28 protein-coding genes are annotated in these 26777 nt (G+C 56.0%); 7 read left to right on the forward strand and 21 right to left on the reverse strand.

Features of this window, described 5'->3' with window-relative positions:
• Nucleotides 1-189 precede the first annotated feature (189 nt).
• From ASD8599_RS17460 to ASD8599_RS17475, 4 genes are all read right to left on the reverse strand, one after another.
• Nucleotides 190-987 carry a hypothetical protein gene (locus ASD8599_RS17460; protein ID WP_108829723.1) on the reverse strand — a complete coding sequence of 266 codons (798 nt, stop codon included), beginning with the start codon at nt 985-987 and terminating at the stop codon, nt 190-192.
• The gene (locus ASD8599_RS17465) at nt 984-1487 is read right to left on the reverse strand and encodes an RNA polymerase sigma factor (protein WP_108830254.1); all 504 of its coding nucleotides are present in this window, start codon (nt 1485-1487) and stop codon (nt 984-986) included. The genes ASD8599_RS17460 and ASD8599_RS17465 overlap by 4 nt, the downstream gene beginning before the upstream one ends.
• Before the next feature lie 110 nt (nt 1488-1597).
• Nucleotides 1598-2551 (reverse strand): zinc transporter ZntB, encoded by a 954-nt coding sequence (locus ASD8599_RS17470; protein WP_108829724.1) that lies wholly within the window; start codon nt 2549-2551, stop codon nt 1598-1600.
• Nucleotides 2552-2596: 45 nt separating this feature from the next.
• The gene (locus ASD8599_RS17475; RefSeq protein ID WP_108829725.1) at nt 2597-4624 is read right to left on the reverse strand and encodes an NADPH-dependent 2,4-dienoyl-CoA reductase; all 2028 of its coding nucleotides are present in this window, start codon (nt 4622-4624) and stop codon (nt 2597-2599) included.
• A 141-nt stretch (nt 4625-4765) separates the two neighbouring features.
• Between ASD8599_RS17475 and ASD8599_RS17480 the strand changes: the two genes are divergently transcribed.
• Nucleotides 4766-5506 (forward strand): lysozyme family protein, encoded by a 741-nt coding sequence (locus ASD8599_RS17480; RefSeq protein WP_245926091.1) that lies wholly within the window; start codon nt 4766-4768, stop codon nt 5504-5506.
• A 28-nt stretch (nt 5507-5534) separates the two neighbouring features.
• On the opposite strand, the gene ASD8599_RS17485 is transcribed toward ASD8599_RS17480, so the two are convergent.
• The 6 genes from ASD8599_RS17485 to ASD8599_RS17510 all read right to left on the reverse strand — a co-directional run bounded on the left by ASD8599_RS17485 (nt 5535) and on the right by ASD8599_RS17510 (nt 11414).
• Nucleotides 5535-5831, reverse strand: coding sequence for a 4a-hydroxytetrahydrobiopterin dehydratase (locus tag ASD8599_RS17485; protein WP_108829726.1), 297 nt, complete (start codon nt 5829-5831; stop codon nt 5535-5537).
• The gene (locus tag ASD8599_RS17490; RefSeq protein WP_108829727.1) at nt 5828-7036 is read right to left on the reverse strand and encodes a GNAT family N-acetyltransferase; all 1209 of its coding nucleotides are present in this window, start codon (nt 7034-7036) and stop codon (nt 5828-5830) included. Before ASD8599_RS17490 ends, ASD8599_RS17485 begins: the two co-directional genes overlap by 4 nt.
• Before the next feature lie 31 nt (nt 7037-7067).
• Nucleotides 7068-7838 (reverse strand): glycerophosphodiester phosphodiesterase family protein, encoded by a 771-nt coding sequence (locus ASD8599_RS17495; protein ID WP_108829728.1) that lies wholly within the window; start codon nt 7836-7838, stop codon nt 7068-7070.
• On the reverse strand, nt 7835-8293 hold the full coding sequence (locus ASD8599_RS17500; protein ID WP_108829729.1) for a RidA family protein: 459 nt from the start codon (nt 8291-8293) through the stop codon (nt 7835-7837). Before ASD8599_RS17500 ends, ASD8599_RS17495 begins: the two co-directional genes overlap by 4 nt.
• Before the next feature lie 80 nt (nt 8294-8373).
• Nucleotides 8374-9681, reverse strand: coding sequence for an HlyD family type I secretion periplasmic adaptor subunit (locus ASD8599_RS17505; protein ID WP_108829730.1), 1308 nt, complete (start codon nt 9679-9681; stop codon nt 8374-8376).
• Complete coding sequence (locus ASD8599_RS17510) at nt 9678-11414, reverse strand: type I secretion system permease/ATPase (RefSeq protein WP_108829731.1); 1737 nt, start codon at nt 11412-11414, stop codon at nt 9678-9680. The genes ASD8599_RS17505 and ASD8599_RS17510 overlap by 4 nt, the downstream gene beginning before the upstream one ends.
• A gap of 183 nt (nt 11415-11597) precedes the next feature.
• Between ASD8599_RS17510 and ASD8599_RS17515 the strand changes: the two genes are divergently transcribed.
• Together ASD8599_RS17515 and ASD8599_RS17520 are read left to right on the forward strand one after the other, a co-directional pair.
• Complete coding sequence (locus ASD8599_RS17515) at nt 11598-12368, forward strand: MlaA family lipoprotein (RefSeq protein WP_108829732.1); 771 nt, start codon at nt 11598-11600, stop codon at nt 12366-12368.
• A gap of 2 nt (nt 12369-12370) precedes the next feature.
• Nucleotides 12371-12967 carry an MlaC/ttg2D family ABC transporter substrate-binding protein gene (locus ASD8599_RS17520; protein WP_108829733.1) on the forward strand — a complete coding sequence of 199 codons (597 nt, stop codon included), beginning with the start codon at nt 12371-12373 and terminating at the stop codon, nt 12965-12967.
• A 67-nt stretch (nt 12968-13034) separates the two neighbouring features.
• On the opposite strand, the gene ASD8599_RS17525 is transcribed toward ASD8599_RS17520, so the two are convergent.
• Nucleotides 13035-15224 (reverse strand): transglycosylase domain-containing protein, encoded by a 2190-nt coding sequence (locus ASD8599_RS17525; protein WP_181364529.1) that lies wholly within the window; start codon nt 15222-15224, stop codon nt 13035-13037.
• Between the two features lie 265 nt (nt 15225-15489).
• Here ASD8599_RS17525 and ASD8599_RS17530 point away from each other — a divergent pair, with 265 nt between their 5' ends.
• Together ASD8599_RS17530 and amt are read left to right on the forward strand one after the other, a co-directional pair.
• Nucleotides 15490-15828: a P-II family nitrogen regulator gene (locus ASD8599_RS17530; RefSeq protein ID WP_108829734.1), complete on the forward strand. Its 339-nt coding sequence runs from the start codon at nt 15490-15492 to the stop codon at nt 15826-15828.
• A gap of 24 nt (nt 15829-15852) precedes the next feature.
• Nucleotides 15853-17187, forward strand: a complete 1335-nt coding sequence (amt, locus tag ASD8599_RS17535) for an ammonium transporter (RefSeq protein WP_108829735.1) — start codon at nt 15853-15855, stop codon at nt 17185-17187.
• A 96-nt stretch (nt 17188-17283) separates the two neighbouring features.
• On the opposite strand, the gene ASD8599_RS17540 is transcribed toward amt, so the two are convergent.
• Nucleotides 17284-18294: a GlxA family transcriptional regulator gene (locus ASD8599_RS17540; RefSeq protein ID WP_108829736.1), complete on the reverse strand. Its 1011-nt coding sequence runs from the start codon at nt 18292-18294 to the stop codon at nt 17284-17286.
• A 67-nt stretch (nt 18295-18361) separates the two neighbouring features.
• Between ASD8599_RS17540 and ASD8599_RS17545 the strand changes: the two genes are divergently transcribed.
• On the forward strand, nt 18362-18610 hold the full coding sequence (locus tag ASD8599_RS17545; RefSeq protein WP_108829737.1) for a DUF1272 domain-containing protein: 249 nt from the start codon (nt 18362-18364) through the stop codon (nt 18608-18610).
• A 24-nt stretch (nt 18611-18634) separates the two neighbouring features.
• Nucleotides 18635-19243, forward strand: coding sequence for a DJ-1/PfpI family protein (locus tag ASD8599_RS17550; RefSeq protein WP_108829738.1), 609 nt, complete (start codon nt 18635-18637; stop codon nt 19241-19243).
• A 75-nt stretch (nt 19244-19318) separates the two neighbouring features.
• Here ASD8599_RS17550 and ASD8599_RS17555 read toward each other — a convergent pair whose 3' ends face one another.
• The 9 genes from ASD8599_RS17555 to pcaH form a co-directional block, all read right to left on the reverse strand.
• Nucleotides 19319-20503, reverse strand: a complete 1185-nt coding sequence (locus ASD8599_RS17555; protein WP_108829739.1) for an amino acid aminotransferase — start codon at nt 20501-20503, stop codon at nt 19319-19321.
• A 3-nt stretch (nt 20504-20506) separates the two neighbouring features.
• Nucleotides 20507-21361: a 3-mercaptopyruvate sulfurtransferase gene (sseA, locus tag ASD8599_RS17560; protein WP_108829740.1), complete on the reverse strand. Its 855-nt coding sequence runs from the start codon at nt 21359-21361 to the stop codon at nt 20507-20509.
• A gap of 94 nt (nt 21362-21455) precedes the next feature.
• Nucleotides 21456-22358: a hypothetical protein gene (locus ASD8599_RS17565; protein ID WP_108829741.1), complete on the reverse strand. Its 903-nt coding sequence runs from the start codon at nt 22356-22358 to the stop codon at nt 21456-21458.
• 117 nt (nt 22359-22475) lie between these two features.
• Nucleotides 22476-22766, reverse strand: coding sequence for a hypothetical protein (locus tag ASD8599_RS17570; protein ID WP_108829742.1), 291 nt, complete (start codon nt 22764-22766; stop codon nt 22476-22478).
• Nucleotides 22767-22900: 134 nt separating this feature from the next.
• Entirely contained in the window at nt 22901-23374 is a 474-nt protein-coding gene (locus ASD8599_RS17575) for a tRNA (cytidine(34)-2'-O)-methyltransferase (protein WP_108829743.1), read from the reverse strand.
• Nucleotides 23375-23398: 24 nt separating this feature from the next.
• On the reverse strand, nt 23399-23878 hold the full coding sequence (gene smpB, locus ASD8599_RS17580) for an SsrA-binding protein SmpB (RefSeq protein ID WP_108829744.1): 480 nt from the start codon (nt 23876-23878) through the stop codon (nt 23399-23401).
• A 54-nt stretch (nt 23879-23932) separates the two neighbouring features.
• Nucleotides 23933-25309, reverse strand: coding sequence for a DUF3179 domain-containing (seleno)protein (locus ASD8599_RS17585; RefSeq protein WP_108829745.1), 1377 nt, complete (start codon nt 25307-25309; stop codon nt 23933-23935).
• Nucleotides 25310-25429: 120 nt separating this feature from the next.
• Nucleotides 25430-25993, reverse strand: coding sequence for a protocatechuate 3,4-dioxygenase subunit alpha (pcaG, locus tag ASD8599_RS17590; RefSeq protein WP_108829746.1), 564 nt, complete (start codon nt 25991-25993; stop codon nt 25430-25432).
• Nucleotides 25993-26709 carry a protocatechuate 3,4-dioxygenase subunit beta gene (pcaH, locus tag ASD8599_RS17595; protein WP_108830257.1) on the reverse strand — a complete coding sequence of 239 codons (717 nt, stop codon included), beginning with the start codon at nt 26707-26709 and terminating at the stop codon, nt 25993-25995. The genes pcaG and pcaH overlap by 1 nt, the downstream gene beginning before the upstream one ends.
• Nucleotides 26710-26777 lie beyond the last annotated feature (68 nt).

A 26777-nucleotide genomic window follows, 5' to 3' on the forward strand; every position in this document is an offset into this window, starting at 1 on the left:
GTTTCTTGATCGCTAAGAAATCCACCACGCATCGTTTCCATCATGTTTTGTAGGGCTATTCTATTTTAGGCGCGCCGGAAGGATACGAGAAACAGAGACCGCGTCGGGCCTATACAATAAGCACCCGGCACGAACCTTTTCGAAATGAATTCGTATTAACCCAAACTCCGGAAAGCCGCCACTATGGGTCTAAATATCTGCCACAGTGGCAGCCCAGGCTTCAAATGCATCCGCTTCGCTTTGGGTCGCGGCCTGCGCGTCGCCCCCTATCAACAGATACGCGCGACCATCCAAATTCCAACTGGCCGCAGCCATGCCACCCAATGTTTCAGCCTGCATGGCTTTGGCTTCTTTGGATTTGGCCGCGATGATGCACAGGGCCACGGGTGTACCATCGGCACGGGCAAAGGCGATCTGCACCAAAGGTTTGCCATTGAAGCCAAGGATTTGGGCACGTTTGAACGTAAGCCCTTCGATCGCAGGCAATCCTGTCAAATCCGCGCCAACCAACTGCGACACGTTGGCAAGCTGCGTCTGGGCCTGTTCCGGCGTGGGTGTCCAACCTGCAACGGTTTGCTGCGTGTACAGTGACTGATAGCTTGCGACGACGGCCTTCCAGCCCGGAGCCGCAGGCTCTGGCGTGGTACCTGTGCCCACAAACAACATCATCGCAACGCCCGCGGCAATGCCAGTGCCGAACAGTCCCATACCGCCAAACCAACCTATACCACGGTTCAGGTTGGCAGGTTCCGGCACATCGGGCGTCTGACTTGGTGCGTCCAAAGGCGGCATCGCAGGGGCATCTGCCAACAAACCGGCAAACGCCGCGTCCAGTTCGGCCATGGGAATATCCAAACCAACCAAACGATCGCCAAGTGTTTCGTCCGTTTCCAAAGCTACATCAATAGCTGCGCACAGGTCATCCGCGGCTTCCCCGTCAAGGTAAGCCGTCAGTTGTTCATCCGTGAACTGTGCGTTCAACGTCATGTCCCGGTTCCTTCACCGACTGTTGCGCCCGCCGAAACCTCAGTGGGCATAGAAGATGTAATCACACGCCGCGCGGCTGCAAGGCGGCTCATGACTGTGCCAATCGGGATCTCCATAATCTCGGCGGCATCTTTATAGCTGTAGCCTTCCACATAGACCAACAAGACCGATTGTCGCTGCGCTTCGGGCAACCCCATTACCTGAGATAACACGTCACGCGCAAAAATATTCGTCTCGGAATCCGGTTTTGTGTCGATAAGGTCTACATCTTCGACAGGAACCTGCCCTGCGCCCATGCGCACTTTGCGCGACCGCAGCTCGTTCAGCCACACCCGCTGGGCCATGCGAAACATCCATCGGTCGAGATGTGTACCTGGTTGAAACTTGCTGGCTTGTTCAATGGCACGCAAACACGTCACTTGGGCCAGATCATCCGCCCAATCGCGCTGTCCCGTCAACGACATGCAATACCGCCACAGACGCGGGAAAACCACGTTCATGCCGTCTTGCACTTCGGTATGTGGAGAAACTGCGATTTTAAATGCCCCTTTGCATCAGTCCAACCATAGAAACAGAACCCGGAAAAGAAAAACAGTCGTGAGCAAATGTTTCAAATCCATTTTTTGAGACGCAAAATCACAACAGCCAGCAAAGCCGATCCCACCATCACAAAACACAACCAAAGAAACGCCAGTGGATTGTCCAAACCGGGCATCCCGCCCACATTTACCCCGAACAGCCCCGTCAAAAAACCCAACGGCAAAAACACCGCCGCGACAATTGACAAGACATAGGCATGGCCATTTTGCGCAGCGTTATGGGCGCTGTCATGTTGATCCTGTACCGCCGCCAATCGTCCCTTCAACGCTTCCAGTTCTTCTACAAGCAAAGTGGTTTGATTGCTGACTTCGCGTTGATGTGCCTGTTGATGCGCGCTCGCGGCGAACAAATCCCCGACCGCGTCCGTCAACCTGTGCAACGCGGCTTTTTGCGGGCTCAGGTAACGATGCAACCGGATTGCTTGGCGTTGCAGATCGCCCATGTCCTCGGGCAAGCCCTGCGCAGTTGAATGGGTGTCTTCGATGTCTTCCACGCGGTCTGCCAGACCGAACACCACATCCTGCACCCGCCCCATCAGCTTTTCCGACAACGACAACAAAAACGAAGCAATGCTATCGGGGCCAGTGCCATCAGCACATGATTGACGCAGATCATCCAAAGCGAACACCTTGCGCATCCGCACGGTAACAATGGTCTGCGCACACACCCACAAACGCACCGCAACCATCTGGTCGGCGGGGCCGTCCGCATTCAGGTTAACACCTCTTAGATTCAGGATGAGCCCGTCATTTTGTCGATCACACCGCGGGCGGGTCTGGGACTGCAACAAAGCTTGACCGGGCAATTCGGGAACATTGTCGGCAATCCAGTGATCCAGATCAGAATCCGCACGATCAAAATGCACCCAGCGGTAGCCCCGTGCGGGCACTGCGGCGCGGTCGTCAATGTCCATCACCGGACGGGCGACCCCGTCAGATGAAATGTCAAAAGCACAAATGGGCATGGGCGCGTCCTGTTTTTACGCCACTTTGCCCGAATGTGGGGTCGCTTACAATGTCGCAGCCAACCGCGTGCCTTGATCGATTGCGCGTTTGGCGTCCAGTTCAGCCGCGACATCCGCGCCGCCAATCACGTGGGCGTTGATCCCTTTGGCCTCAAGCGCATCGGCCAGCGACCGCTCGGGCAATTGTCCGGCACACATTACGATTGTATCGGCTTCGATCAGGGTCGGGTTTTCACGCGCTTCGCCAAAGGACACATGCAGCCCCTTGTCGTCGATCTTTTCGTAGTTCACGCCACCCACAAATTCCACGTCCTTCATCTTTAGCGCGGCGCGGTGAATCCAGCCCGTGGTCTTCCCCAAGTTCTTGCCGTGCTTTTGCGCTTTGCGCTGCAACAGTGTGATTTGCCGCGCAGGCGCATGCGGTTGCGGCCCCTCTGGCGCCAATCCACCGCGGTGCTCTGCTGGATCTGTAACGCCCCATTCGGTCATCCAAGCAGGCAGGTTCACTGTCGTGCTTTCGCCTTCGTGGGCCAGATATTCAGACACGTCAAACCCGATGCCCCCCGCGCCGATCACTGCCACCTTTTTGCCCACTGGCGCTTTGGCCCGCAGCACGTCGATGTAGCTTAGTACGTTGTCACCGTCCTGCCCCGGAATGCCCGGATCGCGCGGCATAACGCCGGTTGCGATCACGACCTCATCGAAGCCTGTCAAATCATCCGCACCGACTTCGCGGCTCAATTCAACGGTAATGCCCATCTCGTCCATCATGGTGCGGTACCAATCGACCAGCCCCCAGAATTCCTCTTTGCCGGGGACCTGTTTGGCCATGTTCAGCTGGCCGCCAATCTCGTCCGACTTGTCGAACACAGTAACCGTGTGGCCACGTTCAGCCGCGGCCATTGCTGTTGACAGACCAGCTGGCCCCGCACCCACAATGGCAACGGTCTTTTTGGCATCGGTCGCGTTCAAAACCAACTCTGTCTCATAGCACGCACGCGGGTTCACCAAGCAAGACGAGATTTTCCCACCGAATGTGTGATCCAGACAGGCTTGGTTACAGCCGATGCAAGGCGCGATTTGTGCGCCTTTTCCAGCGGCCGCTTTGGCCACGAAATGTGCATCCGCCAGCATTGGACGCGCCATCGATACCATATCGGCACACCCTGTCGACAGAACCTCTTCGCCAACTTCGGGGGTGTTGATGCGGTTGGATGTGATGACAGGGATATTCACCTGCCCCATCAGCTTTTTCGTGACCCATGCAAAGGCCGCGCGGGGCACGGAGGTGGCAATCGTGGGAATGCGGGCTTCGTGCCAGCCGATGCCCGTGTTGATGATCGTGGCACCTGCTTTTTCGACCTCTTTGGCCAGTTGCACGACCTCGTCGTGGGTTGAGCCGTTGGGCACCAAGTCGATCATGGACAGACGATAAATGATGATAAAATCGTCGCCTACAGCTTCGCGTGTGCGGCGCACAACCTCGATAGGCAGGCGCATGCGGTTTTCGTATGATCCACCCCAACGGTCTTCGCGTTTGTTGGTGTGTGTGACCAGAAACTGGTTCAGGAAGTAGCCTTCCGACCCCATGATCTCGACCCCGTCATAGCCCGCTTCGCGTGCGCGTTTGGCGGTGTCCGCGATGTCTTGAATTTGCTTTTCAATGCCCTCTTCGTCCAGTTCCGTGGGCGGGAACGGAGAGATTGGCGATTTAATGGCTGAAGGCGCCACGCATTTCGGACCGTAAGCATAGCGGCCTGCATGCAGGATTTGCATGGCGATCTTGCCGCCTGCGTCGTGCACGCGCTTGGTCACGATGGAATGGTTGTCGATGTCCGCTTGCGTCGTCATCATTGCGGCACCCGGCAAAACCGACCCTTCAAGGTTTGGGCCGATCCCCCCCGTCACCATCAACCCGACGTCGCCGCGGGCGCGTTCGGCATAAAACTCGGCAACACGGTTCCAGTCTTTGGTTTCTTCAAGGCCGGTGTGCATAGACCCCATCAACACGCGGTTTTTGAGAGTCGTAAAGCCCAGATCCAGAGGGGCAAGAAGATGTGGATAAGCAGACATGGCGGCCTCATTGGTTGCTGTGTTGACCTGTCATTCACCCGAATGGATGCCCCGTGTCACGCTAAACGCGGCGTCAGGCAACGAAATATCAATAATCAAAGCACATAAGGGGAACAAATGCCCTGTCAGAATGAGGTGTGCATGATACAGCGTATAGCGTTGATGCTAATGTTGGGACTAGGTGCTGCGGTTTTTCCAAATTTGGGGGCCACTGATACTTTTTCGCTGATGCCTATGGACGCTGTGGGGGCACAACGACGTGCGCTTTTGCCAAGTGGTGATGCCGCGAAAGATCGCGTTCAAACCGCGTCCCTCTTCATCGGCCAAGAAGGCGCCAGTTTTTTCGCGCCTTTCCCGAAACGACAATCGCTGCGGTCCGATACCATACACCTGTCGCGCAATGGCACCCAGGTCGACCGCGTCCGCCACCTGATTGCAAAGGCCGAAGCCGGATCAAAGCAATACGATGCCGTGCAATACGGGGCAAAAATCAAACCTTCAAAACGGCCGACCCAAATGACATTGGGCGAAATCTATAAATGGATAGGCGACACCCCCGGACAACCACACGCCATCGGACGCTATCAGTTCATTCCACCAACATTGAAAAGCCTTGCCAGCAGATTGGGGTTAACACCGGATGTGCGGTTTACGCCCGATGTTCAGGACAAGCTTGCCGATGTGCTTTTGGTCGAAGCGGGTTTGATTGAAGTCAGCAAAGGCCAGATGAAGCGGCATACATTCATGAACAACCTTGCGAAAATATGGGCGGGCTTGCCCAACTCTACCGGCAAATCCCATTATCACGGCTATGCAGGGAACAAAGCATCTATGACATGGGCCTACTTTGACCGCGAAATGAAACGGATTTTCCCAAGTTGAAGATCACAACGATAGACCCCGATGGCTATTATTCCGCCAAACCATCCATCTTTCTAGCCAGCTTTATGTCTAAGGTGCTTAGCCCATCCACATCATGGGTTGTCAGAACCACTTTGACTTTACCGTACACATTGAACCATTCGGGGTGGTGATCCCACTTTTCCGCCCAGATCGCCGCTTTGGTCATCCACCCAAAGGCATCGGCAAAATCAGCGAACTTATACGTTTTTTCGATGGCGTCCCGATCCGGTTGCACCGACCAACCCGCGTCAATCAAGGGTGACAAAAGCGTGCCGCGTGTTTCTTCGCTAAGTCGTTCCATTATTCCTGCTCCTCAATCTGGACCTTTTTGAACGGCCCATAGTCCGTCAAAATCTCGATTCCTTCCTCGATGGCTTCGCGTTCGGCCTCAAGATAGTCACCAATAGCATTTGCAAAACCTTCGTCAGCCACCCAATGCAAACTGTGTGTTTGTGTCGGCAAATACCCGCGCGCCAATTTGTGTTGACCCTGCGCCCCCGCTTCGACGCGTCCCAACCCATAATCAATCGCGGCATCGATGGCCTGATAATAGCACAGTTCAAAATGCAGGCAGGGGTGCTGTTCTATACACCCCCAATAGCGACCATACAGCACGTCTCGCCCCATAAAGTTCAGCGCACCCGCCACCCATTGACCATCGCGTTTCGCCAGCACCAGAACCATATCATCACGAAGTGTCTCTTGGGCGAGGTCAAAAAACGCCCGTGTCAGATAAGGCGTGCCCCATTTGCGCGCGCCTGTATCTTGGTAAAAGACCCAAAAGGCATCCCAATGCTCCGGTTGTATCTGGTCGCCAGTCAACCGCACGATCTCTCCGCCAAAGCCTTGGGCCTGCGTGCGTTCTTTTCGGATATTCTTGCGTTTGCGTGAACTGAGCGTTGCCAGAAACCCGTCAAAGCCAGCGTATGCGTCGTTCAGCCAATGAAACTGCTGCGTCACGCGTGGCATCAGCCCCATGTTTTTGCCAAATTTGGCTTCATCAGCCGTGCAAAACGTCACATGCACAGATGAAATACGGTTGTTCTGTGCCAGCTGCACCGCCCCTTGAACAAGCGCTGAAAACCCGGCTTCGGCAAAATCAGGATGCACCAGAAACCGTCGTCCTGTGGCGGGGGTATGCGGCACCGCGACCTGAAGTTTTGGATAGTATCGCCCGCCAGCCCGTTCATAGGCATGGGCCCAATTGTGGTCGAAGATATACTCGCCCTGCGAATGGGATTTGGCATACAGCGGGGCGACCCCGATCACCTGACCGGCCATCCGCGCAACCAGATATTGGGGTCGCCACCCTGTACCTGCGCCGACGGACCCGCTTAATTCCAAAGCGCTCAGGAAGCGGTATGTGGTGAAAGGATCATGCGGCCGACCACCATCTGCCTCTTCCGGACAAGCACATGCGTCCCAATCGCGCGGACCGATATCGGATATTTTGGGCACAACCGAGATTTCCACCTCGTGTTGACCATTGTCTGAAGGCTGCGTGTTCATATCATCTTATGTGTGGCGATGCAGCGACTGTTCAACACGCGGTCGCCGCCAGATAGCCTTCGAAGGTGATATTCTGCGCAATACGACGGGCTAATTTTTCCTGATCCGGCGATTTCACCGTCCAACACAAGACATCCGCCCCCTGGGCTTTCAATTCGGCAACGCGTGGGCGGTCCAAATCAGAGACTTCGTGGCTGACAAATGACGCAGCAACCCTGTCAAAATCGGGGATCGGACGCAGCGCATCGCAGACGGACGCAGGCAAAGGCGCCCAATCCGTCACATCATAAGCGCTGGTGACAATGCCGCGCGGCATTGAAGGAAGCAGTTCGGCCATGCAGGCCACGCTGTTGGGATTGAACGACATGACACCCACCGGCCCCTTATAACCCGCCAAACACTGCGCCGTGGCGCGTTCAAGGGCACCGATGTTTGTCCCCATGGCACCGTCTTGATCTTTCAACTCGATCAAAACAGGCACACGGCCCCCAACAAGCGCCAGCACCTCTTGCAAGGTGGGCACGCCTTCTGCGCTGCCAATCAAAATCGTTTCGGCCAGTTCTGCGGCACTGCGGGCGCGCACCGGTCCTGTGGCTTTGGCCAAACGGTCCAAAGCATCGTCATGGAACACCATGGCCTGCCCGTCGGCACTAAGCTGTAGGTCAATTTCGATGCCATAGCCCGCATCCATGGCCGCCACGATGGCTGCACGGCTGTTTTCCGGACGGCCCTTGCCAACATCGTGCAAAGCCCTGTGCGCCAATGGGCGCGACAGGAATTCGAGATGCAACCGTGGTGTCATTTGATCTGGAACGTGCCTTCGATTTCAACAGCAACACCCAAAGGCAAAGACGGGGCAGACACAGCGGCGCGCGCGTGGCGGCCTGCGTCCCCGAAGACCTCAACAAAGAAGTCGGACGCACCGTTGATCACCTGCGGCTGCTCGGTGAATTCAGGGGTAGAGTTTACAAAACCACCCAGTTTTACAACCTTCACAACGCGGTCCAGATCACCGCCACAGGCCGCTTTCAATTGCGCGATCAGGTTCAACGCGCACACTTTTGCAGCGGCAGCCCCAGCGCCCGTTTCCATAGTGTCCCCCAGCGTGCCTTTGATCAAACTACTGCCATCCACCGAGATTTGCCCAGAAATGTAGACCATATCGCCCACCACAACGTAGGGAACGTAATTGCCAGCGGGCACGGCGGCTTCGGGCAAAGTAACACCAAGTTCATTCAGACGTGCTTCGATAGACATAGAGAGATTCCTTGTTTGGGGCTGTGGTTTTGCGGCGGACGCTACCGCGCCATTGCGCAAACGGAAAGGTCGATTTGCAATCAGGATTCCCGAAAGGCGCGATTGAAGTAATCGGCCATCGGTTTCACCAAATACGCAAGCGGTGACCGGTCTGCGGTGCGAATGAACGCCTCGACAGGCATGCCGGGGATCAACACGTCTCCTTCATTCAGTTTCGCCAATTCCCCCGCATTCAGCGTGATTTCCGCCCGGTAGTATGCGATCCCAAGCGCCTCGTCGTCAAAGGCATCCGCCGAGATCAGCGTAACTTGTCCAACAAGCTCGGGCGTGGTGCGTTGGTCCAGCGCGGAAAAGCGTAAATTCACCTGCTGGCCGACAGTGATCTGATCAATATGCAATGGATCAACACGCGATACGATCAACAACGGGCGGTCTTGCGGGATCAGAAACAGCACCGGATCAGCCGCGCGAATAACGGACCGGGGCGTTTGAACACGCATCCCATAAACGATGCCGGACACGGGTGCGCGGATATCAAGTTGTTCGATTTCCAACAACGTAGAGGCACGTTGTTCGATCAGTTCAAGTTCGCGGTACCGCAGATCACGCAATTGCGTGATGGCTTGTTCGCGTTGGGTGGTGCCAAGCTTCAAAACTTCGATGTCAATTTCGGTCATGCGACCTTCGGATTGCGCGCGGTTGGCAATCAATTCACCGATTTGGCCATCAAGGCTGGCGGATTGGCGTTGCAGGTTCAAAACTGTGCCAGCCTGCGCCAAGCCTTTGTCCAGAAGGGATTGCTGGCTGGCCAGCTCTTGCGTGATCAAGTCAAGTTGCTTGGACAGCGACACTTCTTGGGCTTCGATCCCGTCGATTTGATTGCCGATCTGCGATCTGCGCTTTTCCAGCTGAGAGATTTCACCCGCAACAGAATCCCTGCGGGCATAAAACAGATTGCTTTGCCCATCGATCAGTTCCTGAATTTCAGCGTTGCCTGCGCCAATGGCCAACAGTTCCGCGTCAAAGTCGATGGACTCTGACCCGTCGCGTTCCGCTTCAAGGCGGGCACGTCGGGACTGTAATTCGTAAAGTTGCCCTTCCAGAATGGCCAATCGTGACCGCGCCTGCTGGTCATCCAGACGCAGCAAAACATCGCCCGCTTTGACCGTATCCCCTTCTGTCACGGGAATCTCAGCAACGATCCCGCCAATCTGGTGCTGCACAACTTGCCGGTTTTGGTCAACTTCGATGCGGCCGGGCGAAATTATTGCACCGGCGATTTGCGTGTAGGTGGCCCACAACACAAACCCGCCAAACAACCCGACCAATGCGAACAGACCAACAGAGGCCGGAACGACCGCCGACCAAGGATTTTTTTGCTCGGTCATGTGACACCTCCTGCACCGGCGGGTGCTTTCTGGATCTGCTGATGGTTTTTCACCATGGATTTCAACACATCGTCTTTTGGACCAAACGCCGTGCGCATACCGTTGTCGATGACCAAAAGCAGGTCACATTCCTGAATGGCTGCAGGGCGGTGCGCCATAATCATCACCGACCCACCGCGCGCCTTGATGGCGCGAATGGCTTGGTTCAGGGCCTCATTGCCTACATTGTCCAAGTTCGAATTCGGCTCGTCCAACACCAGAATTGCCGGATCGCCATACATCGCACGCGCAAGGCCGATGCGCTGCATTTGCCCGCCCGACAAACGTTGTTGCGCGGTGCTAAGGCGGGTATCGTAGCCATCGGGCAGTTCAAGGATCATTTCATGGGCGGCGGCATTTTTTGCGGCTTCCACGACTTTTCCGGCATCCGGTTTCATTGCCAACCGTGCAATATTGTCGGCGATGGTCCCGTCGAACAATTGCACGCGCTGTGGCAAATAACCGATGTGCTGACCCAAGACGTCCGGTGCATAATGTTCAAGGGCTGCGTTGTCCAAACGGATAGAGCCGCCCGCAGGACGCCACACGCCCGTTACGGCCTTGGCCAAGGTCGATTTACCCGCCCCCGATGGCCCAATCACACCCAGCGCTTTGCCTGGGGGCAGTTCAAAGTTCAGCCCCCGCAACGACGCTTGCTTTTGACCGGGTGCGACGATGGTCAGCGCCTTGGCCACCAAACGCGCTTTGGGTTTGGGCAATGGCGTGCGGTGGCTTTCCGGCGGCACTGTGCCCAATAGCTCTGCCATAGTGTCCCAGCCTTTTGACGCACGCTGCACAACAGGCCATTGGTTCAACATCATTTCAACAGGGGCCAACGCGCGTCCCAGCAAGATCGAACCGGCAATCATAGCGCCCGGTGTCATAAGGTCCTGCAAAACTAGATAGGCCCCAAGCCCCAGCATCGCCGACTGCAAAAATAGCCGCAGCGTCTTGGTCAGTGACGAAAAACCACCGCTGACGTCTGTTGCTTTGATCTGCCCCGTCAACGCTTTGTTGCGTGCGATCTGCCAGCGCGAAAACGCAGCATCACGCATGCCCATGGCTTGCACCATTTCGGCTTCGATGCGGATCTGGTCAGACATGCTTGACGCTTGTTGTCCCGCCACCCCTGCATTCATTTGTGGCCTGCGCGACAGCAATTGGTTGGCCAACGCGATCAGGATCAAAACGGCGGCCCCGCCCAAAGCCATCCAGCCCAGCATCGGATGAAACAGGAAAATCCCCGCGATAAAAATCGGCGTCCACGGCAAATCGAAAAAGGCCATCAGAACCGGCGACGTCAGCAGACGTTGCACTGCCTCAAGATCCGCAAGTCCGGATTGCGTTTGCATGTCTGGCGCGACAGCCGATTTGCGCACAACTGCATCAAACACCCGACGATCCAAAGTTGCCTGAAATTTGGCGCCGACCCGCGCCATTATCCGCGCCCGGGTGAAATCGAGAATGCCCATGATCCCGTACAAAAAGACCACAAGCAGCGACAAAGCGATCAAAGTTTCTTCGGATTTGCTGCCCAAAACGCGGTCATAAACCTGCAGCATATACATAGGGCCTGTCAGCATAAGCAGATTCGCAAACATGCTGAAAATGCCAACGGTCCAATACAATCTGCGACTTTGCTTACGGGCCTCGCGCAATTCCGCGCGGCCCTGTTGAATAACTTTGCTCTGCATCGGCACTTTTTCGCCTGTAATTAGTGTGCATTTATGCGTTTTATGGCAATGTGCCTTGTGTACACCCTGTCACGCAAGTGCCACATAAACATATTTAGCCGAAGAGGCATCTGGGCATTATGCCCAAAAACATTACTTAGGCGATAATCCCCTGCGTGGAGAGTGAAATTGATGCGAGTTTCTATGCCAAAAACAGTTTTATCCCCCGACCGCACGCGCAAAGCACTGGCTTTGTGTGCAGTGTTGGCTGTGTCTGCATGCGCCACATCGCAACCCGGTGGCGTCGGCGCTGACGGCATCAATGACCCGCATGAACAAGCCAACCGCAAAGTGCATGCCTTCAACCGATCATTGGACCGCGCGTTGGTGCGCCCGGCAGCACGTGGGTATTCTACAGTTTTGCCGGACGAAATCGAAGACAGCGTGGGCGATTTCGCGACGAACCTTGGCCAACCAAGTGTTGTTGTGAATTCGCTGCTTCAGGGTGACTTGAAAGGCGCCGGCGTTTCGACAGCGCGCTTTTTGGTCAATACCGTCGTGGGCGTCGGCGGTCTGATCAACGCGGCAGATGAATTGAACATGCCGGACCACGACACCGACTTTGGCGAAACGCTGCACACATGGGGCGTTGGCGAAGGCGCGTATGTCGAATTGCCCGGATTGGGCCCGTCAACACAACGCGACACCGTCGGCAAGGTCGTCGACCTGTTTACCAACCCTCTAAGCTACACTGTGGACAGCCCCGAAAAATACTACGGCACCGGTGCATCGGTGGCATCACGCTTAAGCGATAGGGGTCGCTATTCCGATACGGTCGATTCCATCCTATATGAAAGCGCAGACAGCTATGCGCAGGCACGGTTGATCTATTTGCAGAACCGTCGATTCGAGCTTGGCCAAGAAGATGCCAGCTCTGAAATCGATCCATTTGAACTGGACACTGAAGGGTTTTAAACATGAACCGTCGTTCTTTCACCGCCGCCGTCGTGGCAACCTTCGCTTTGGCCCCCTTTGTGCCGACTGCTGCATTCGCACTGACAGAAGCCCGCGCCAAAGTGCTGGTCGACACGTTGGTCGCCGACATCAACAAAGTCATCGCGTCCGGTAAATCCGAAAGCAGCATGATCCGCGACTTTGAACGCATTTTTGCGCGGTATTCCGATACGTCCTACATTTCCGCCTACGCCATGGGCGTTGATGGCCGTCGGGCGTCTTCGGGCCAGAAACGCGCATTTTCCAAAGCGTTTCAATCCTACGTCGCCAACAAATACGGCAGCCGTTTCCGTGAATTCATCGGTGGCCAGTTGCAAGTCAAAGGCGTGCGTCGCGTCAAATCCTGGTACGAAGTTTCGACCACCGCCAAGCTGCGCGGCCAATCCCCCTTTGAGGTGACGTTTCAGGTGTCTGACCGTTCTGGCAAGGACCTGTTCTTTAACATGTTCATCGAAGGCGTGAACCTGTTGCTGACGGAACGTACTGAAATTGGTGCCATGATTGATCGCAACGGCGGTGACATCGACAAAATGATCAGTGATCTGAAAAAATTGAGCTAAGGTCTAAACCACAGCAATCGGACCAACATCGAAACAACGCGGCGCACCCTTGGGTGCGCCGTTTTCGTTAGCGATCTCCGGCGTTGGGCGATGGCGCTGAGCTACCAGACCCCGTGGCCCGTCCGCCCAGAATATCCCGTAGCAGATTGTTGATGATCCCCTCGGTTGAACGGGGGCGTTGTGGCGTGGGATCTATAGGCCGCGTCGCAGCAGCGGGCGCTTGCATCGGCAGTGCAGTGGGTGGCACCCCTTCATGCACACGTTGCATCACTTCGCGCCAGATGTCGGCAGGCAGGCCGCCCCCCGTTACACCCGTCAAGGGTTTGTTGTTGTCGTAGCCCATCCAAACACCGGCCACGTAATCCCCGGTAAACCCGATAAACCACGCATCGCGTGCGGCTTGGGTCGTGCCGGTTTTGCCTGCAATCTGGCGATCACCGAAACGGGCCCGTTGGCCTGTGCCTTCGCTGACCACTTTTTCCATCATCCAGATTAACTGTTGCGCTGAATCTACCTGAATGACCCGCTCTTCGATGCCGCCCGCAATGTCCATAAGCGGCGCATCGTCACCCAGCAGCCGCAGATCGACCAAGCCGTAAGGTGTTACCGCCGACCCGCCGTTCAGGATGCCCGCATAAGCGCCAGTCATGTCAATCAATGTGCTTTCCGAAGCGCCCAGTGCCAAAGCAGGTCCTTGCGCCAAATTCTCGTCGCCGATCCCGAAATCCACAGCAACCCGGCGCACTAGATCACGCCCGACGCTTTCGGATATTTTGACAGCCGGAATGTTCAATGATTGCTTTAATGCTTCGGTCAACGTCACTTGACCGCGAAACTTGCGATCATAGTTGGACGGCGACCATGGGCCAGACCCGGGAATATCCAAGGTCAAAGGCGCGTCATCCACCAAATCCATTGGCGAATAGCCCAGATCCAACGCAGCCCCGAACACGAAAGGCTTAAAGGCGGACCCTGTTTGGCGCAGCGCCGTTGTGGCACGGTTAAAGGCGCCCACGACTTTGGTTTGGCGCCCCCCCACCATGGCCCTCACAGCGCCATCCGCGCTCATGACGACGATGGCGGCTTGGGCTTGCGACCCCTTACGCACTTTGTTGTCGAAAATCCACTTCAACCCGTCTTCAGCCGCCTTTTGCATACGTTGGTCAAAGGTTGTTCTGATAATGACATCTTCGGTGGTGTTGCGTGTGAAAAATTCAGGACCGGAATCCATCACCCAATCGGCAAAATACCCACCGGCACGGGCTTCTGCCGCCGCGCTTAGCTTGGCGGGATTGGCATCCGCCACGGCCCGTTCCGCGTTGGTCAGATAGCCTTGTTCGTTCATCAGGCGCAAAATTGTGGCCGCCCGGTTCTGCGAGCGTTCAAGATCGTTTGTGGGCGCATAGCGCGTGGGGGCTTTCAACAATCCCGCCAGCATCGCGGCCTCGGACGGGTCTACGTTGGCGGCGGATTTCCCAAAGTAACGCTGGCTTGCAGCTTCAAACCCCCGCGCCCCCGCACCCAGAAACGCGCGGTTCATATAGATCGTCAGAATTTCGGCTTTTGAATACTTGGCTTCCATCGCCAAAGCATAGATCGCCTCGTAAGCCTTGCGTTGTAGCGTGCCACGACGGCATTCGGCTTCATACTGCTTTTCAGTTTGGCCCGAGGACGGATCGTAGGGTTCACCCAGACACAGCAATTTCGCCACCTGCTGCGTGATCGTGGAGCCACCGTTGCCCGACAAAGGCCCACGGCCAGCGGCAAGGTTAATGCGCACAGCGCTGGCGATACCGCGCGGCGACAGGCCAATGTGGCGATAAAAGCGTTTGTCTTCCGTCGCTACAATCGCGTTGTGCAAATGCGGCGACACCGATTGGGCCGTCACAACGCCGCCAAACTGGTCACCGCGCCACGCAAAGACCTTACCGTCGCGGTCAAGCAAGGTTACAGACCCACGGGCACGCCCATCCAGCAATGCGTTCACATTGGGAAGCGTTGCAAAAACATAGCCCACGGCCAAAGCCAGTATGATCAGACCCACGATTGTTGCGCGGGAGGTGACCAGCCAAATCAGGCGCAAGACCCAGCGAAACAGACCTACGATGAAACCGGACACGCCTGTGCGCTTGGGCGCAGCCTTGCGTCGTTTTGTGGTTTTGCGTGGTGCGGGCTTTTTCGGCGCGGCTTTTTTCGGCGCTTTCGAATAGCGTCTATCAGCCACCAAAGGCTTCTTTGGTTTACGTGAATCACTCATATTCAGACCTGCCCGGCCCCCACATTATACGTGTTTTGGTCACACTATCGTGTTGCATCGCAGAAAGACAGGGGCGGATTTTCGCAGATCTTCATCATATTTTTGCATATTATTTAGTCAAAAATGATTTTTTGTTCATTTTTTATGCAGAGTACCGGAATTCCTGATCCACATTTACCCATATTGCATTCCCTAACCCCCTGCGTGCCGCACAACTGTCGTTATCAAAACCAAATCGCAAATTGGCGTAAAAAGGGGACAGTTCGTGAAACTGATCATAGCAACAATCAAACCATTCAAACTGGAAGAGGTGCGCGAGGCGCTGACCGAAGCTGGTGTGCGCGGCATGATGGTCACCGAAATCAAAGGCTTTGGATCACAATCGGGCCATACCGAAATCTACCGTGGCGCTGAATACGCCGTGAATTTCGTGCCCAAGGTGAAGCTGGAAATCGTTGTGGCGGCAGACGACGTGGACGGCATCATCGAAACGATCACCAAAACAGCCCACACAGGCAAAATCGGCGATGGCAAGATTTTCGTCCTTGATGTGAGCCAGGCCGTGCGTGTGCGCACCGGCGAAACCAACGAAGACGCGCTTTAAGCGCCGCGTGAAAGGGATACGAAAATGAAACTACTTAAACCTCTTGTCGGTGCCGCTGCGCTTGTCGCACTGCCGACACTGACCTTGGCCCAGGACGGCCCAACACCAGGCGTGAACGCATCCACGGACACCGTCTTTATTCTGAATTCACTGTTGTTCCTTGTGGGCGGCTTTTTGGTGTTCTTTATGGCCGCTGGCTTTGCCATGCTTGAAGCGGGCCTTGTGCGCGGCAAGAACGTCACCATGCAGTTGACCAAGAACATGGGCCTCTTTTCACTGGCCACGGTGTTCTACTACCTGATCGGCTACAACCTGATGTACCCACTTGGCACGTGGTCTGTGGAAGGTGTGCTGTCAGGCGTATTTGGCCCCGGCGTTCTGGAAGCGGTTGGCGTTACATCCGACGCGGCAGACGATTACAGCTATGCGTCCACAGGGTCTGATTTCTTCTTTCAGTTGATGTTCTGTGCTGCCACCGCATCCATTGTATCCGGCGCTTTGGCGGAACGGATCAAACTGTGGCCTTTCCTGATTTTCACTATCGTGCTGACGTCTGTCATTTACCCGATCCAAGCGTCTTGGAAGTGGGGCGGCGGTTTCCTTGACGGCATGGGCTTTCTTGATTTCGCGGGTTCCACAGTTGTGCACTCTGTTGGTGGCTGGGCCGCTTTGGTTGGCGCGTTGATCCTTGGACCACGCATCGGCAAATACAAAGACGGCAAAACCATTCCAATGCCGGGTTCCAACCTGACGCTGGCCACTTTGGGCACGTTCATCCTGTGGATGGGTTGGTTCGGCTTCAACGGTGGATCGCAGCTGGCGATGGGCACCGTGGGCGATGTTGCAGACGTCAGCCGCATCTTTGCCAACACAAATGCCGCTGCTGCGGGTGGCGCATTGGTCGCGCTGATCCTGACGCAAGTGCTGTACAAAAAGCCTGACCTGACGATGATCCTGAACGGCGCGTTGGCCGGTCTGGTGTCTATCACAGCTGAACCTTTGACCCCTTCCTTGGGCATGGCGACCCTGATCGGCGGCGTCGGCGGTGTGATCGTGGTCTTTGCGGTTCCCTTCCTCGACAAGCTGAAGATTGACGATGTTGTCGGCGCGATCCCTGTGCACTTGTTTGCAGGCATCTGGGGCACCATTGCCGTAGTCATCACAAACGGCGACGCGTCTTTGATGGTGCAACTATATTCCATCCTGGTTGTCGGCATCTTCACCGTGGTTGCATCCGGCATCGTCTGGATGGTTCTCAAAGCCACCATGGGCATCCGTGTCGGCGAAGAGGAAGAGATCATGGGTCTCGATACAACAGAACTGGGCATGGAAGCCTATCCGGAATTCTCAAAAGGCTGAGGCTCCTTCCTCTCAGAATTCTTGGAGAACCAACTGCCCGGGCGCCTCAACCGCGCCCGGGCTTTTTTGTGTTTAACGGCCCCCCTACAACAGCCCTCATGGTTGGAATTGTTTGCGATACATCGATGGCGAGGTGTTGAGATGACGCAAAAATGCGCGACGCATGCGTTCATCATCCAAAAACCCGCAATCCACCGCGATCGTTTGAATGCTTTTGTCTGTTGTCGCCAGCAAGTCACGCCCCCGCTCAACCCGCAAAACCTCAAGGGCTTTGGCTGGCGATTGCCCCATCGTGGCCGTGTACCGCCGCGAAAAACTGCGTCCGCTCATGTTGCAAACCTCTGCCATGTCTTCGACACGCACGGTGCGGTGTAGATTTTGTGCGATCCAGGCATGCAATTGCGCAAACCGCCCCCCAACATCGCGGCTTTGCTGATGCAACGCCTGACTGAATTGCGACTGCCCGCCGGACCGCACCATAGGCGTGACAAGTGATCGCGCCATCGCCATGGCAGATGCCTTGCCCAAGTCTTCTTCCACCATCGCCAAGGCCATATCGATCCCCGCCGTAATCCCCGCAGAGGTCCAAACATGCCCATCTTTGATAAAAATCGGGTCCACTTCGACCTGCACTTTTGGATACCCCTGTTCCAGCGCATCGCAATCTTCCCAATGCGTTACGGCACGGCGACCGTCCAAAAGGCCCGCCGCTGCCAGCACCAAGGCCCCGGAACACACCGAACTGACCCGTGTTGCGCGGTCTGCCAGCTGCCGCACAAGGTCCGTGATACGGCGGTCACGGGACGCCGGCACCGCACCGTCCCCCCCAATCACCACAAGCGTGTGAATTGCAGGGGCGTCAGCCGACACCCAGTTGGCAATCGGGTCACTGTCGATGGGCAGGACAGTGTTTGTGTCCACCTGCCCCCCTGCCTCAGACACAACCGCTGTTTTATATGCAGGGCCAGAGCCTTGGTACGCTTGCGCATGGGTAAACACCTGAAGCGGTCCGACAAGATCAAGCAGCACAATGTCCGGATAAACCACAAACACTACGTGACGCGGAGGGGCGGTGTCGCCCAGTGACTTGGCATAAAGTGAGGTCATATTGTCATTTATGCCAACCCCATTGCCTGTAGTCTAGGGGTAGAGATCAACGGAAAAGGACCACATCATGCTTGCCCTCAAACCAAATTGCGAATGTTGCGATACAGATCTTGGCCCGGACAGCACAAACGCCCGCGTCTGTTCGTTTGAGTGTACGTTTTGCAAGGATTGCGCGGACACACGGTTTCAAAACCAATGTCCCAACTGTGGCGGCGAACTGTTGCGGCGCCCCACACGCCCCGCGCACCATCTGGCGAAGCACCCCGCCTCTTCAAAGCGTTTCGTCAAAGCCCACCCCGAATGCGCCGACTTGTAAGCATCCCCTAGAAAAGGAACCATCATGAGAACTTTGGCAGCGCTGGTTTTTCCCGGCTTTGAAACACTTGATTACTTTGGCCCCATCGAAATGCTGGGCGGCTTTACAGGCCAGACCAAAATCATAACCGTCGCACAAGGCGCGGCCCCGGTGCCAAGCGTGCATGGCCAACGCATCGTCATCGATGCCACCCTTGACCAAAGCGACGACTACGATTTGCTGCTGATCCCCGGTGGCGACACGGCACTGGATGCGGCCAAGGACCCTGCCTTGCTACAATGGATTGCAGATGCCTCGGCCAAGGCAGAGCGTGTCATGGCTGTTTGCACCGGCACTGTTTTGCTGGGCATGTCGGGTGTGCTGGACGGGCGCCGTGCCACTACAAACAAACTGGATTTCAACGCAACAGTGCCTTTGGCGCCAAACGTGCAGTGGATCAAAGAGGCGCGGTGGGTCGAGGATGGCAAATTTTTCACATCCTCAGGCGTGTCAGCTGGCATGGATATGGCCCTTGCCGTGATGGCCGACCTTTACGGCATGGAAACCGCCGATAGGCTGGCCGTCAGCTGCGAATACGAATGGCACAAAGACGCGGGCCGCGACCCTTTTGCGAAATTGGCAGGTTTAGTCTAACCCCAAATACAAAGCGCCGGTAGGAGACATTCCTACCGGCGCTTCAATTGTTTTTGTGGGATCGAAAATGCCGGCTTAGATGCCAGCGTCCACAATAGCCTTGGCCAGAACAGGCACAGTTTCCGCGTTCAAACCCGCGATGTTCATGCGGCTGTCGCCCACCATGTAAATGCCCGCATCCACACGCAGTTTTTCAACCATCTCAGGCGTTGTGCCAAGACGCGAGAACATGCCGCGATGGTCCGCCAAAAAGCCAAAACGGTCTGAACCGGACAGGCGCTGCAATTCCCCTGCCAACTGCGTACGCAATCCCAACATAGCGACGCGCACGGATTCCAGTTCCTCGATCCATTGGGCTTTCAGCGTGGGATCATTCAGGATCATCGTCACAACACGCGCGCCGTGGTCCGGCGGAAAGCTAAAGTTCTGCCGATTGAGGAATGCAAGCGTTTGCTGGTTCAGGCCCTTGGCTGACATATCCTTGGACACGGCCATCAAGATGCCGGTGCGTTCGCGGTAAATGCCAAAGTTCTTGGAACAGCTGGCAGCCACGATGGCCTCGGGTACAGCGGCGACCACGGCGCGCGTGGCGGCGGCGTCTTCTTCCAGACCGTCGCCAAATCCCTGGTACGCGATGTCGACCATAGGCGTCGCACCGGTTTCAAGCAGAACCTTGATGACCTCCTGCCATTGCACCGCGTTCAGGTTGGCCCCTGTCGGGTTGTGGCAGCAGCCATGCAACAAGACCACATCGCCTTTGCGGGCCGTTTTCAGGTCGGCAGTCATGCCATCAAAATCGACGCCACGGGTTTCGTCATCGAAATAGCGGTAATCGACGATCTCCATCCCGAGATACTTCAGGATCGACGGATGGTTTGGCCATGTCGGGTTAGACAGAAACACACGTGCATCGGGACGCGCCATCTGGATCAGTTCGAACGCTTGGCGAATGGCACCTGTGCCACCCGGTGTCGCAGCCGCCGCAACCGTTTCGCGGGGCACACTGTCCCCAAGAACCAGTTCCACCATCGCGTCCCCGAAGGCAGGGTCGCCCGCAAGGCCCACATAGGATTTGCTGTCTTGTTCTTCCCACAGTTTGTGTTCCGCAGCCTTGACCGCTTTCATCACAGGCGTCAGCCCCGTGGCGTCTTTGTAGACACCGACCCCAAGGTCGATTTTCGTCTCGCGCGGGTCGGCGCGGTACTGCGCCATAAGAGCTAGAATTTTGTCAGCGGGTTGCGCCTGAAGGGTTTCGAACATCGCTTATGCGTCTCCGGTTGCGACGGGTACTGTGGGGAACATTCCCCATTCGACCCAAGATCCATCGTACAGGGACCACTGATCGTGCCCCATGCGTTCCAGTGCCAGCGCAAGCACGCAGGCAGTCACGCCCGACCCGCAGCTGGTGATAATAGGTTTGTCCAGATCCACGCCAGCAGCCTCAAAAATCGTGCGTGTTTGATCCGGTGTTTTCATCGTGGCGTCGACGTTCAAAAGCGTGGTGAAGGGAACACTGCGTGATCCGGGGATATGCCCTGAACGAAGCCCTTCGCGCGGTTCAGGTGCCTCGCCGCGGAACCGTCCGGCCGCCCGTGCGTCCACAATCTGGATCGACCCCAGTTTTGACGCCTGCGACACCTGTGTTACATCGCGCACAAGGTGGTTTTGAAAGCGCACCGTCATGTGGCGGTCGCGGATCACAGGCGGCATATCTTCGATTTCGCGCCCTTCGGCTTCCCATTTGGGCAACCCGCCATCCAGCACCGCGATGTTCATTTGACCCATCAGACGAAACAGCCACCAGACACGCGCCGCAGAATAAATGCCGGCCCCGTCGTAGACCACAACCTGATGTCCGTCACCCACACCCATCGCACGCATGCGCGACATGAACTTTTCTACGGGTGGCGCCATGTGGGGCAGATCAGACCGCCCGTCACTGACATCATCAATATCGAAAAACCGCGCCCCGGGAATGTGTTTGGCGTTATATTCAGCTTTGGCGTCGCGTTTCATGTCGGGCATGTACAAAGACGCATCCAGAATTCGCAAATCCGGGTCCTTCAGATGTTGTGCCAACCATTCGGTGGACACAAGCGTTTTAGGATCGTCTGCCATGGATTCTCTCCTGCTGAAGAAATGCGTCTCTGACTAACGCCGCACCCCGCCTGAGGCAAGGTTGAAGGCAGGATTTGTTGCTATTTGTTCGTCGCTATTTGATCGACATGATCCGAAACGAATGGACTTCGCCGTCTGCAACATATCCCGCAACGGACATGATCTTTAGGCCATTCTTGGCCACCAGATCACGCAATTGGCTGTTTGTGTAGCTGGCTTTTGTCGCATCCCACAACTGCGCCCCGAACCCGGTTCCGCGCCTGTCTTGCCAGCTTGCAAGGTAAAGCCATTTGTGGCCGTTATGCACAATGGAAAGGTCTTTGAGCAGCCGCGTGTAGCCGTTTTCCGGTTTTGACACAGACGCGTGACGCACCCGCAGGCGGGTTAGATCATCCCAAAGGTCATAGCTGGTTGCCACCTTGGGGATCTGTGTAATCGCCGCGCCATAAAGTGTGTTCTTTTGCGCAAATGCAGACACCGTGACCATTCGGTAGTCGCTTTGAAAATCCGTATCCACAACCTTACTCAAAGCATCCGGTCCACGCACCCAATGCAAAGATTGTTTATCGCATTTTTCTGGCGCTTTCAGCACCATCGCATAGAGGATTTCGCCATTCTTCGGGTAAACGCCCAGATTGGTGGCGCAATATCCGTCATCACGCTTTTTGATGAAATATTCCCTCATCTGCGACTTTGTTTTGCCCCACTCAAAGCCCCATCCGCGATTGTCATCTTCCAAAAGCACCAAATTCATGAAGGTCTGGTTTTTGTAATCTACGTAAGTGCTCATGTATTCGGGGATCATCCGTCGCCCGTTGCGCGTTTCCAGCGCCGCGCTGATTTGAGAGGTTGGCACCCCAAGCAAAACAATCTGGGCCTTACCTTTATATTTTGTCTCGAAACGGAACTGCGCATCAAGAGCGTGGCCCGCATTGGCCAAACCTAATCCCAAACACAACACAGAAGCGATCAAACAACGAAGAATTAAACGGTGCATGCACAAATCCCCTCTTTCAATGGGATCAAGCAAACATGTTGCGCATCTAATTTCAATATTTCTTCGGCGCCACTGACCCATCCCGCAAAGATGGGCCAGCGCTTTGATTTATGGTGCTTACTTCGCCATCGCTTTACGCACAAAGCCTACGATCGCCAACACGACACCACCGCCGACGCCACCGCCTGCGATTTGACCGATGATGGCCCCGAAATCGAGACCGCCCGCGCCGCCTGCAGCGCCCGCCAAATCAGGTGCGCCGATCATGCCAAGCAATGTGCCGCCAAGCCCGCCGCCCACAACACCCGCGATTGAATTGATCAAGGTGCCTTGGTTCAGGCTGCCCAACAATTTGCCAGCCACGTTGCCACCAACGGCGCCTGACAAAAGACCAATGATAAGTTCCATACTTTTGTTCCCTTTTGGGGGTATTCATTTAGGCGCACCCCACGTCCCCCACGCTAAAGTGCTGTGCGGGTATCGCTTATGCACCGCACATGCGTCATGGGGAAATATTTGCAGTATTATGCAATAATGCAGCCTTAACCGCCCAATTGCGGGCGCATCGCCTGATAAATCACGGCTGTGGCCACATTCGCCAAATTCAACGATCGCACCCGTGTGTCCAGCATCGGCAGGCTAAAGACGCGGTCGTCCATATCATTCAGAATACTGCGCGGCAGCCCGGCGGATTCACACCCAAACACCAAATAAGCGTCTTGGGCATATGTCGGGGCGTAGATGGTTTGCGCACCGTGTTCTTCAAAGAAATATAGCTGATCGCGGGCAGGCTGCCGCGCTGTCAGAAAGCTATGCCAATCGTCATATTCGCTTAGCGTGACATGTTTCCAATAATCCGTTCCTGCGCGTCGCACCGACTTTTCGTCCAGCGAAAACCCGTAGGGTTTGATCAGGATCAGCTCAAGGTTCAGCGCCACACACGTGCGCCCGATCGCGCCCGTGTTGTAAGGGATTTCGGGGGTAACCAGCACCATTTTCATCCGCGCATCACTCATGTCCGCAGGCCTGAACGCGCCACTTTAGCCATGGTCTTTCATAAGCCGCGATTTCTGACGCGACCAGTCACGCTTGGCCTCGGACGCGCGTTTGTCGTGGTTCTGCTTGCCCTTGGCGATGCCCAGCTTGATCTTCACCAACCCGCGATGGTTGAAATACATCACCAACGGCACCAGCGTCATGCCTTTGCGTTGCGTGGCGTTCCACAAATCCGACATCTGCTTTTTCGACACCAGCAATTTGCGCCGCCGACGTTCTTCGTGTTTGAATGTCTTGGCGCCGGCATAGGGCGCGACATGGCTGTTGACCAACCACAGCTCACCATCTTCGACCGCCGCATAGCTTTCGGCGATGTTGGTGCCGCCCACGCGCATGGATTTGACCTCGGACCCCTCAAGGATGATGCCGCATTCGATGTCATCATCGATGGCATAGTCGTACCGCGCCCGCCGGTTTTCGGCGATCACTTTGTAGTTGGGGTCAGATTTTGTGCCTGTGTTCATGGGATTGCCATGTAAGGCGTGGGGGCCATCTATGCAAGGCGGGCGATATGCGCCCTACCCCGCCCAAAGATGCGTGCGGGGATGGAACTGCGACCACGCAAACCAAAATGCCTGATGGCTGCCAAGATCGGCACCATTTGCATCGACTGCACGAATGCCGCCACCATCCAAAGTAAGGCGCACATTTTCGAAAGTAACTGCCTGCCCACGCTTCAGCGCGACAAAGGCTTTGCTGCGTTGAAAAGCCACGGGTTTGCCGGATGCTGTCACAACGCCGATGATGTCTTCGTGCACACCAAGGCGCGGATCAACATCGCCCACCGGAAAAATAGGCCCATCTGCATCACGTGTGTTACGGAAATCAAAATCCCGCCCAAGCGCCAATGCTTCGACCAAGACAGTTGTTTCGGGATGCTCTTTCTTCCACGTGCCCCAATCCGTTGTGATGACACTGACCTGTTCCAGTTCAATGTTCTTTCGCGCCAACGGCCCCGTCACAGCCTTGCCCAGAAACGTGTCGAACACCGAATTCGAAGTGATGTCATACATCACTTTGTTGGACCTGATCAGCAGCCCCGTCGTCCGCAACACAGGCCGTTTTACCCCAAGGGGCAATTCATCTGTGAAGTAAGCCTGCGCCGCGCCGCACAACGTGCAGTAGGGAATGCCCAGATCACGTCCGCCCAGCGTGTCATTCACCATTTCGCGGACTTCCATGATGCGCCGTGGATAGGCGCGGGTTTCGCCATTCACTTCGATGCCGAACACAATGTCTTTGTCTTTCAACCATGTGGCCTCATCAGCGCTGCTGACTTGGGGGTTGTCTGCGGCAGGAATGCAGTTGCAGGCCTCGTCCGTGGTGTCATAGGGCCGCGCATCAATGGGCACACCACCCCACGACACATGCCGCCAGTCAATATCGCCCTTGGTGAAAATCTTTTTCCACCCCGGCACAAAACTGGTGAAGATCGCGCGTTTCGTTTTGAGATAATTGGGCGGCGCTGGAATATCCCACGCGATCAACTTGTCGGTGACGACGCCCCACTCGTTTCTCCGTGGCGGGTCAATATCCAACAAAGCAGCCGCAGTTTGCGTCAGCGCCTCTGTCAATTGGCGACCCGACGAAAACCGCATCAGATCGGCCACAATCCACGCAAGGCGCGGGTCTTTGGATGCCGTCACGGTGGCCAAAGCAATATCTTGATCCCGCCCCCAGTAGGATTGTTTGACGCTGTCCACAAAGGCGACTTTGACGGCAAACTTCACGTCGCGCGACAAAGGGCCTGTTGGCACGGCGGGGGGGTGGCCGAATTCAGCAATGATGTAGTCGGGCACAGTCGAAGACTGCGCAAAGGCCATGTGCGTCCACGGCAAACCCGTCATCAACGCCAAAACGGTGAGACGAGCCAGAAAACGGCATTTGAACAACATTGGGGTACCTTTCGCGGCGACTGCGTTGAATTACAGTCGGCAAAAAGTACAACACGTACCAATCACATTTGATCAGTGTCCCGTGAACGCAGCTTGCGACCGTGACCCGTCCGATCCGGTTCAGATGTCGAAAAACACCGTTTCCCCGACCCCTTGCAGGTGAATGTCAAAGTTGAACCCGTCGTCGGTCGGGGTCGCAATAAGCGTGGCGCGGCGATCTTCATCCAGCTGGCTTAAAACCGGATCATTGGCATTTGCAAACTGGTGCGGAAAATACATCCGCGTGTGCAACCCAAGGTTAATGCCACGGGCCACGATCCAAACCGTTATGAACGGAGCATTCCCCCGAATTGCACCGGGCATGATTGTGTCAAAACTGAACAACCCGGTTTCCAAATCCGCGGCGCAGCGCCCAAATCCAGAAAAATGCGGGTCCGCTTTGGGATCTCCTGCGAATTTACCGTTTGATCCCGGCTGCCAGATCTCGACCAGCGCGTCGCGCAGTGCGTCGCCTGCACCGTCGAACACAGTTCCGGTGATCTTGATCCGGTGGCCCTGCGTGTCGTCGGTTACCATTTGCGACCCGAGGTCAGCTTCAAAGACGCCATGCACCTCGGCATAATTCGGGGTTAGCCCGATATGAACATAGGGTCCTGCCGTTTGGGATGGGGATTCGCGCGTCATCAGCTGCCCTCCGGCTTGGTTTCGAAATGCGTCTGGTCGCGGCCGCGCAGCGTCATATCAAACCGGTAGGCGATGCTGTCCATGGGCGTATTGGCGTCCATATCTAGGCGTGCCACCAACGTATTCACGGCCTGTTCGGACGGGATTGCCTGCACGATGGGGCACAATGGAATCAACGGATCGCCTTCGAAATACATCTGGGTGATCAGGCGTTGCGCAAAGCTATGACCAAAGAGCGAAAAATGGATATGCGCGGGCCGCCAGCTGTTGGGGCCGTTGGGCCAGGGGTAGGCGCCCGGCTGGATTGTCAGGAAGCGGTAGTGGCCTTGATCGTCGGTGATGGTGCGACCGCATCCGCCAAAGTTCGGGTCCAGCGGCGCGAGGTAGCCTTCGTTTTTGTGACGATAACGCCCGCCTGCATTGGCGTGCCATGCCTCGATCAAAGCACCTGTCACAGGTTGGCCGTTTTCGTCTTGAACGCGGCCGTGAACGATCAACCGTGGCCCGATAGCCATCTCGCCCGTATAATTAATGATCATGTTGTGATCGTTTGGGCCTATCAAGTCATGGCCAAACGTCGGTCCCGCCAGCTCTGCAGGGCCTGTTGGCATGCGCAAAGGCTTGTTCTGAGGGGACCGCAGCCGCGACGACTTGTAGTCGGGGGCAAGGGCTGGAGGATGCCAGCCAGCGGGCCGTGGGGTCAGCAAATCACTCATGTCAAATCGTCCTGGGCGCAAAGTTTCCTCTGGATAGCCTGCAGCGGGCAATTCCACCTAGAGCTTTT

Origin of the sequence: Ascidiaceihabitans donghaensis, from assembly GCF_900302465.1 — a bacterium.
Taxonomy (GTDB): domain Bacteria; phylum Pseudomonadota; class Alphaproteobacteria; order Rhodobacterales; family Rhodobacteraceae; genus Ascidiaceihabitans; species Ascidiaceihabitans donghaensis.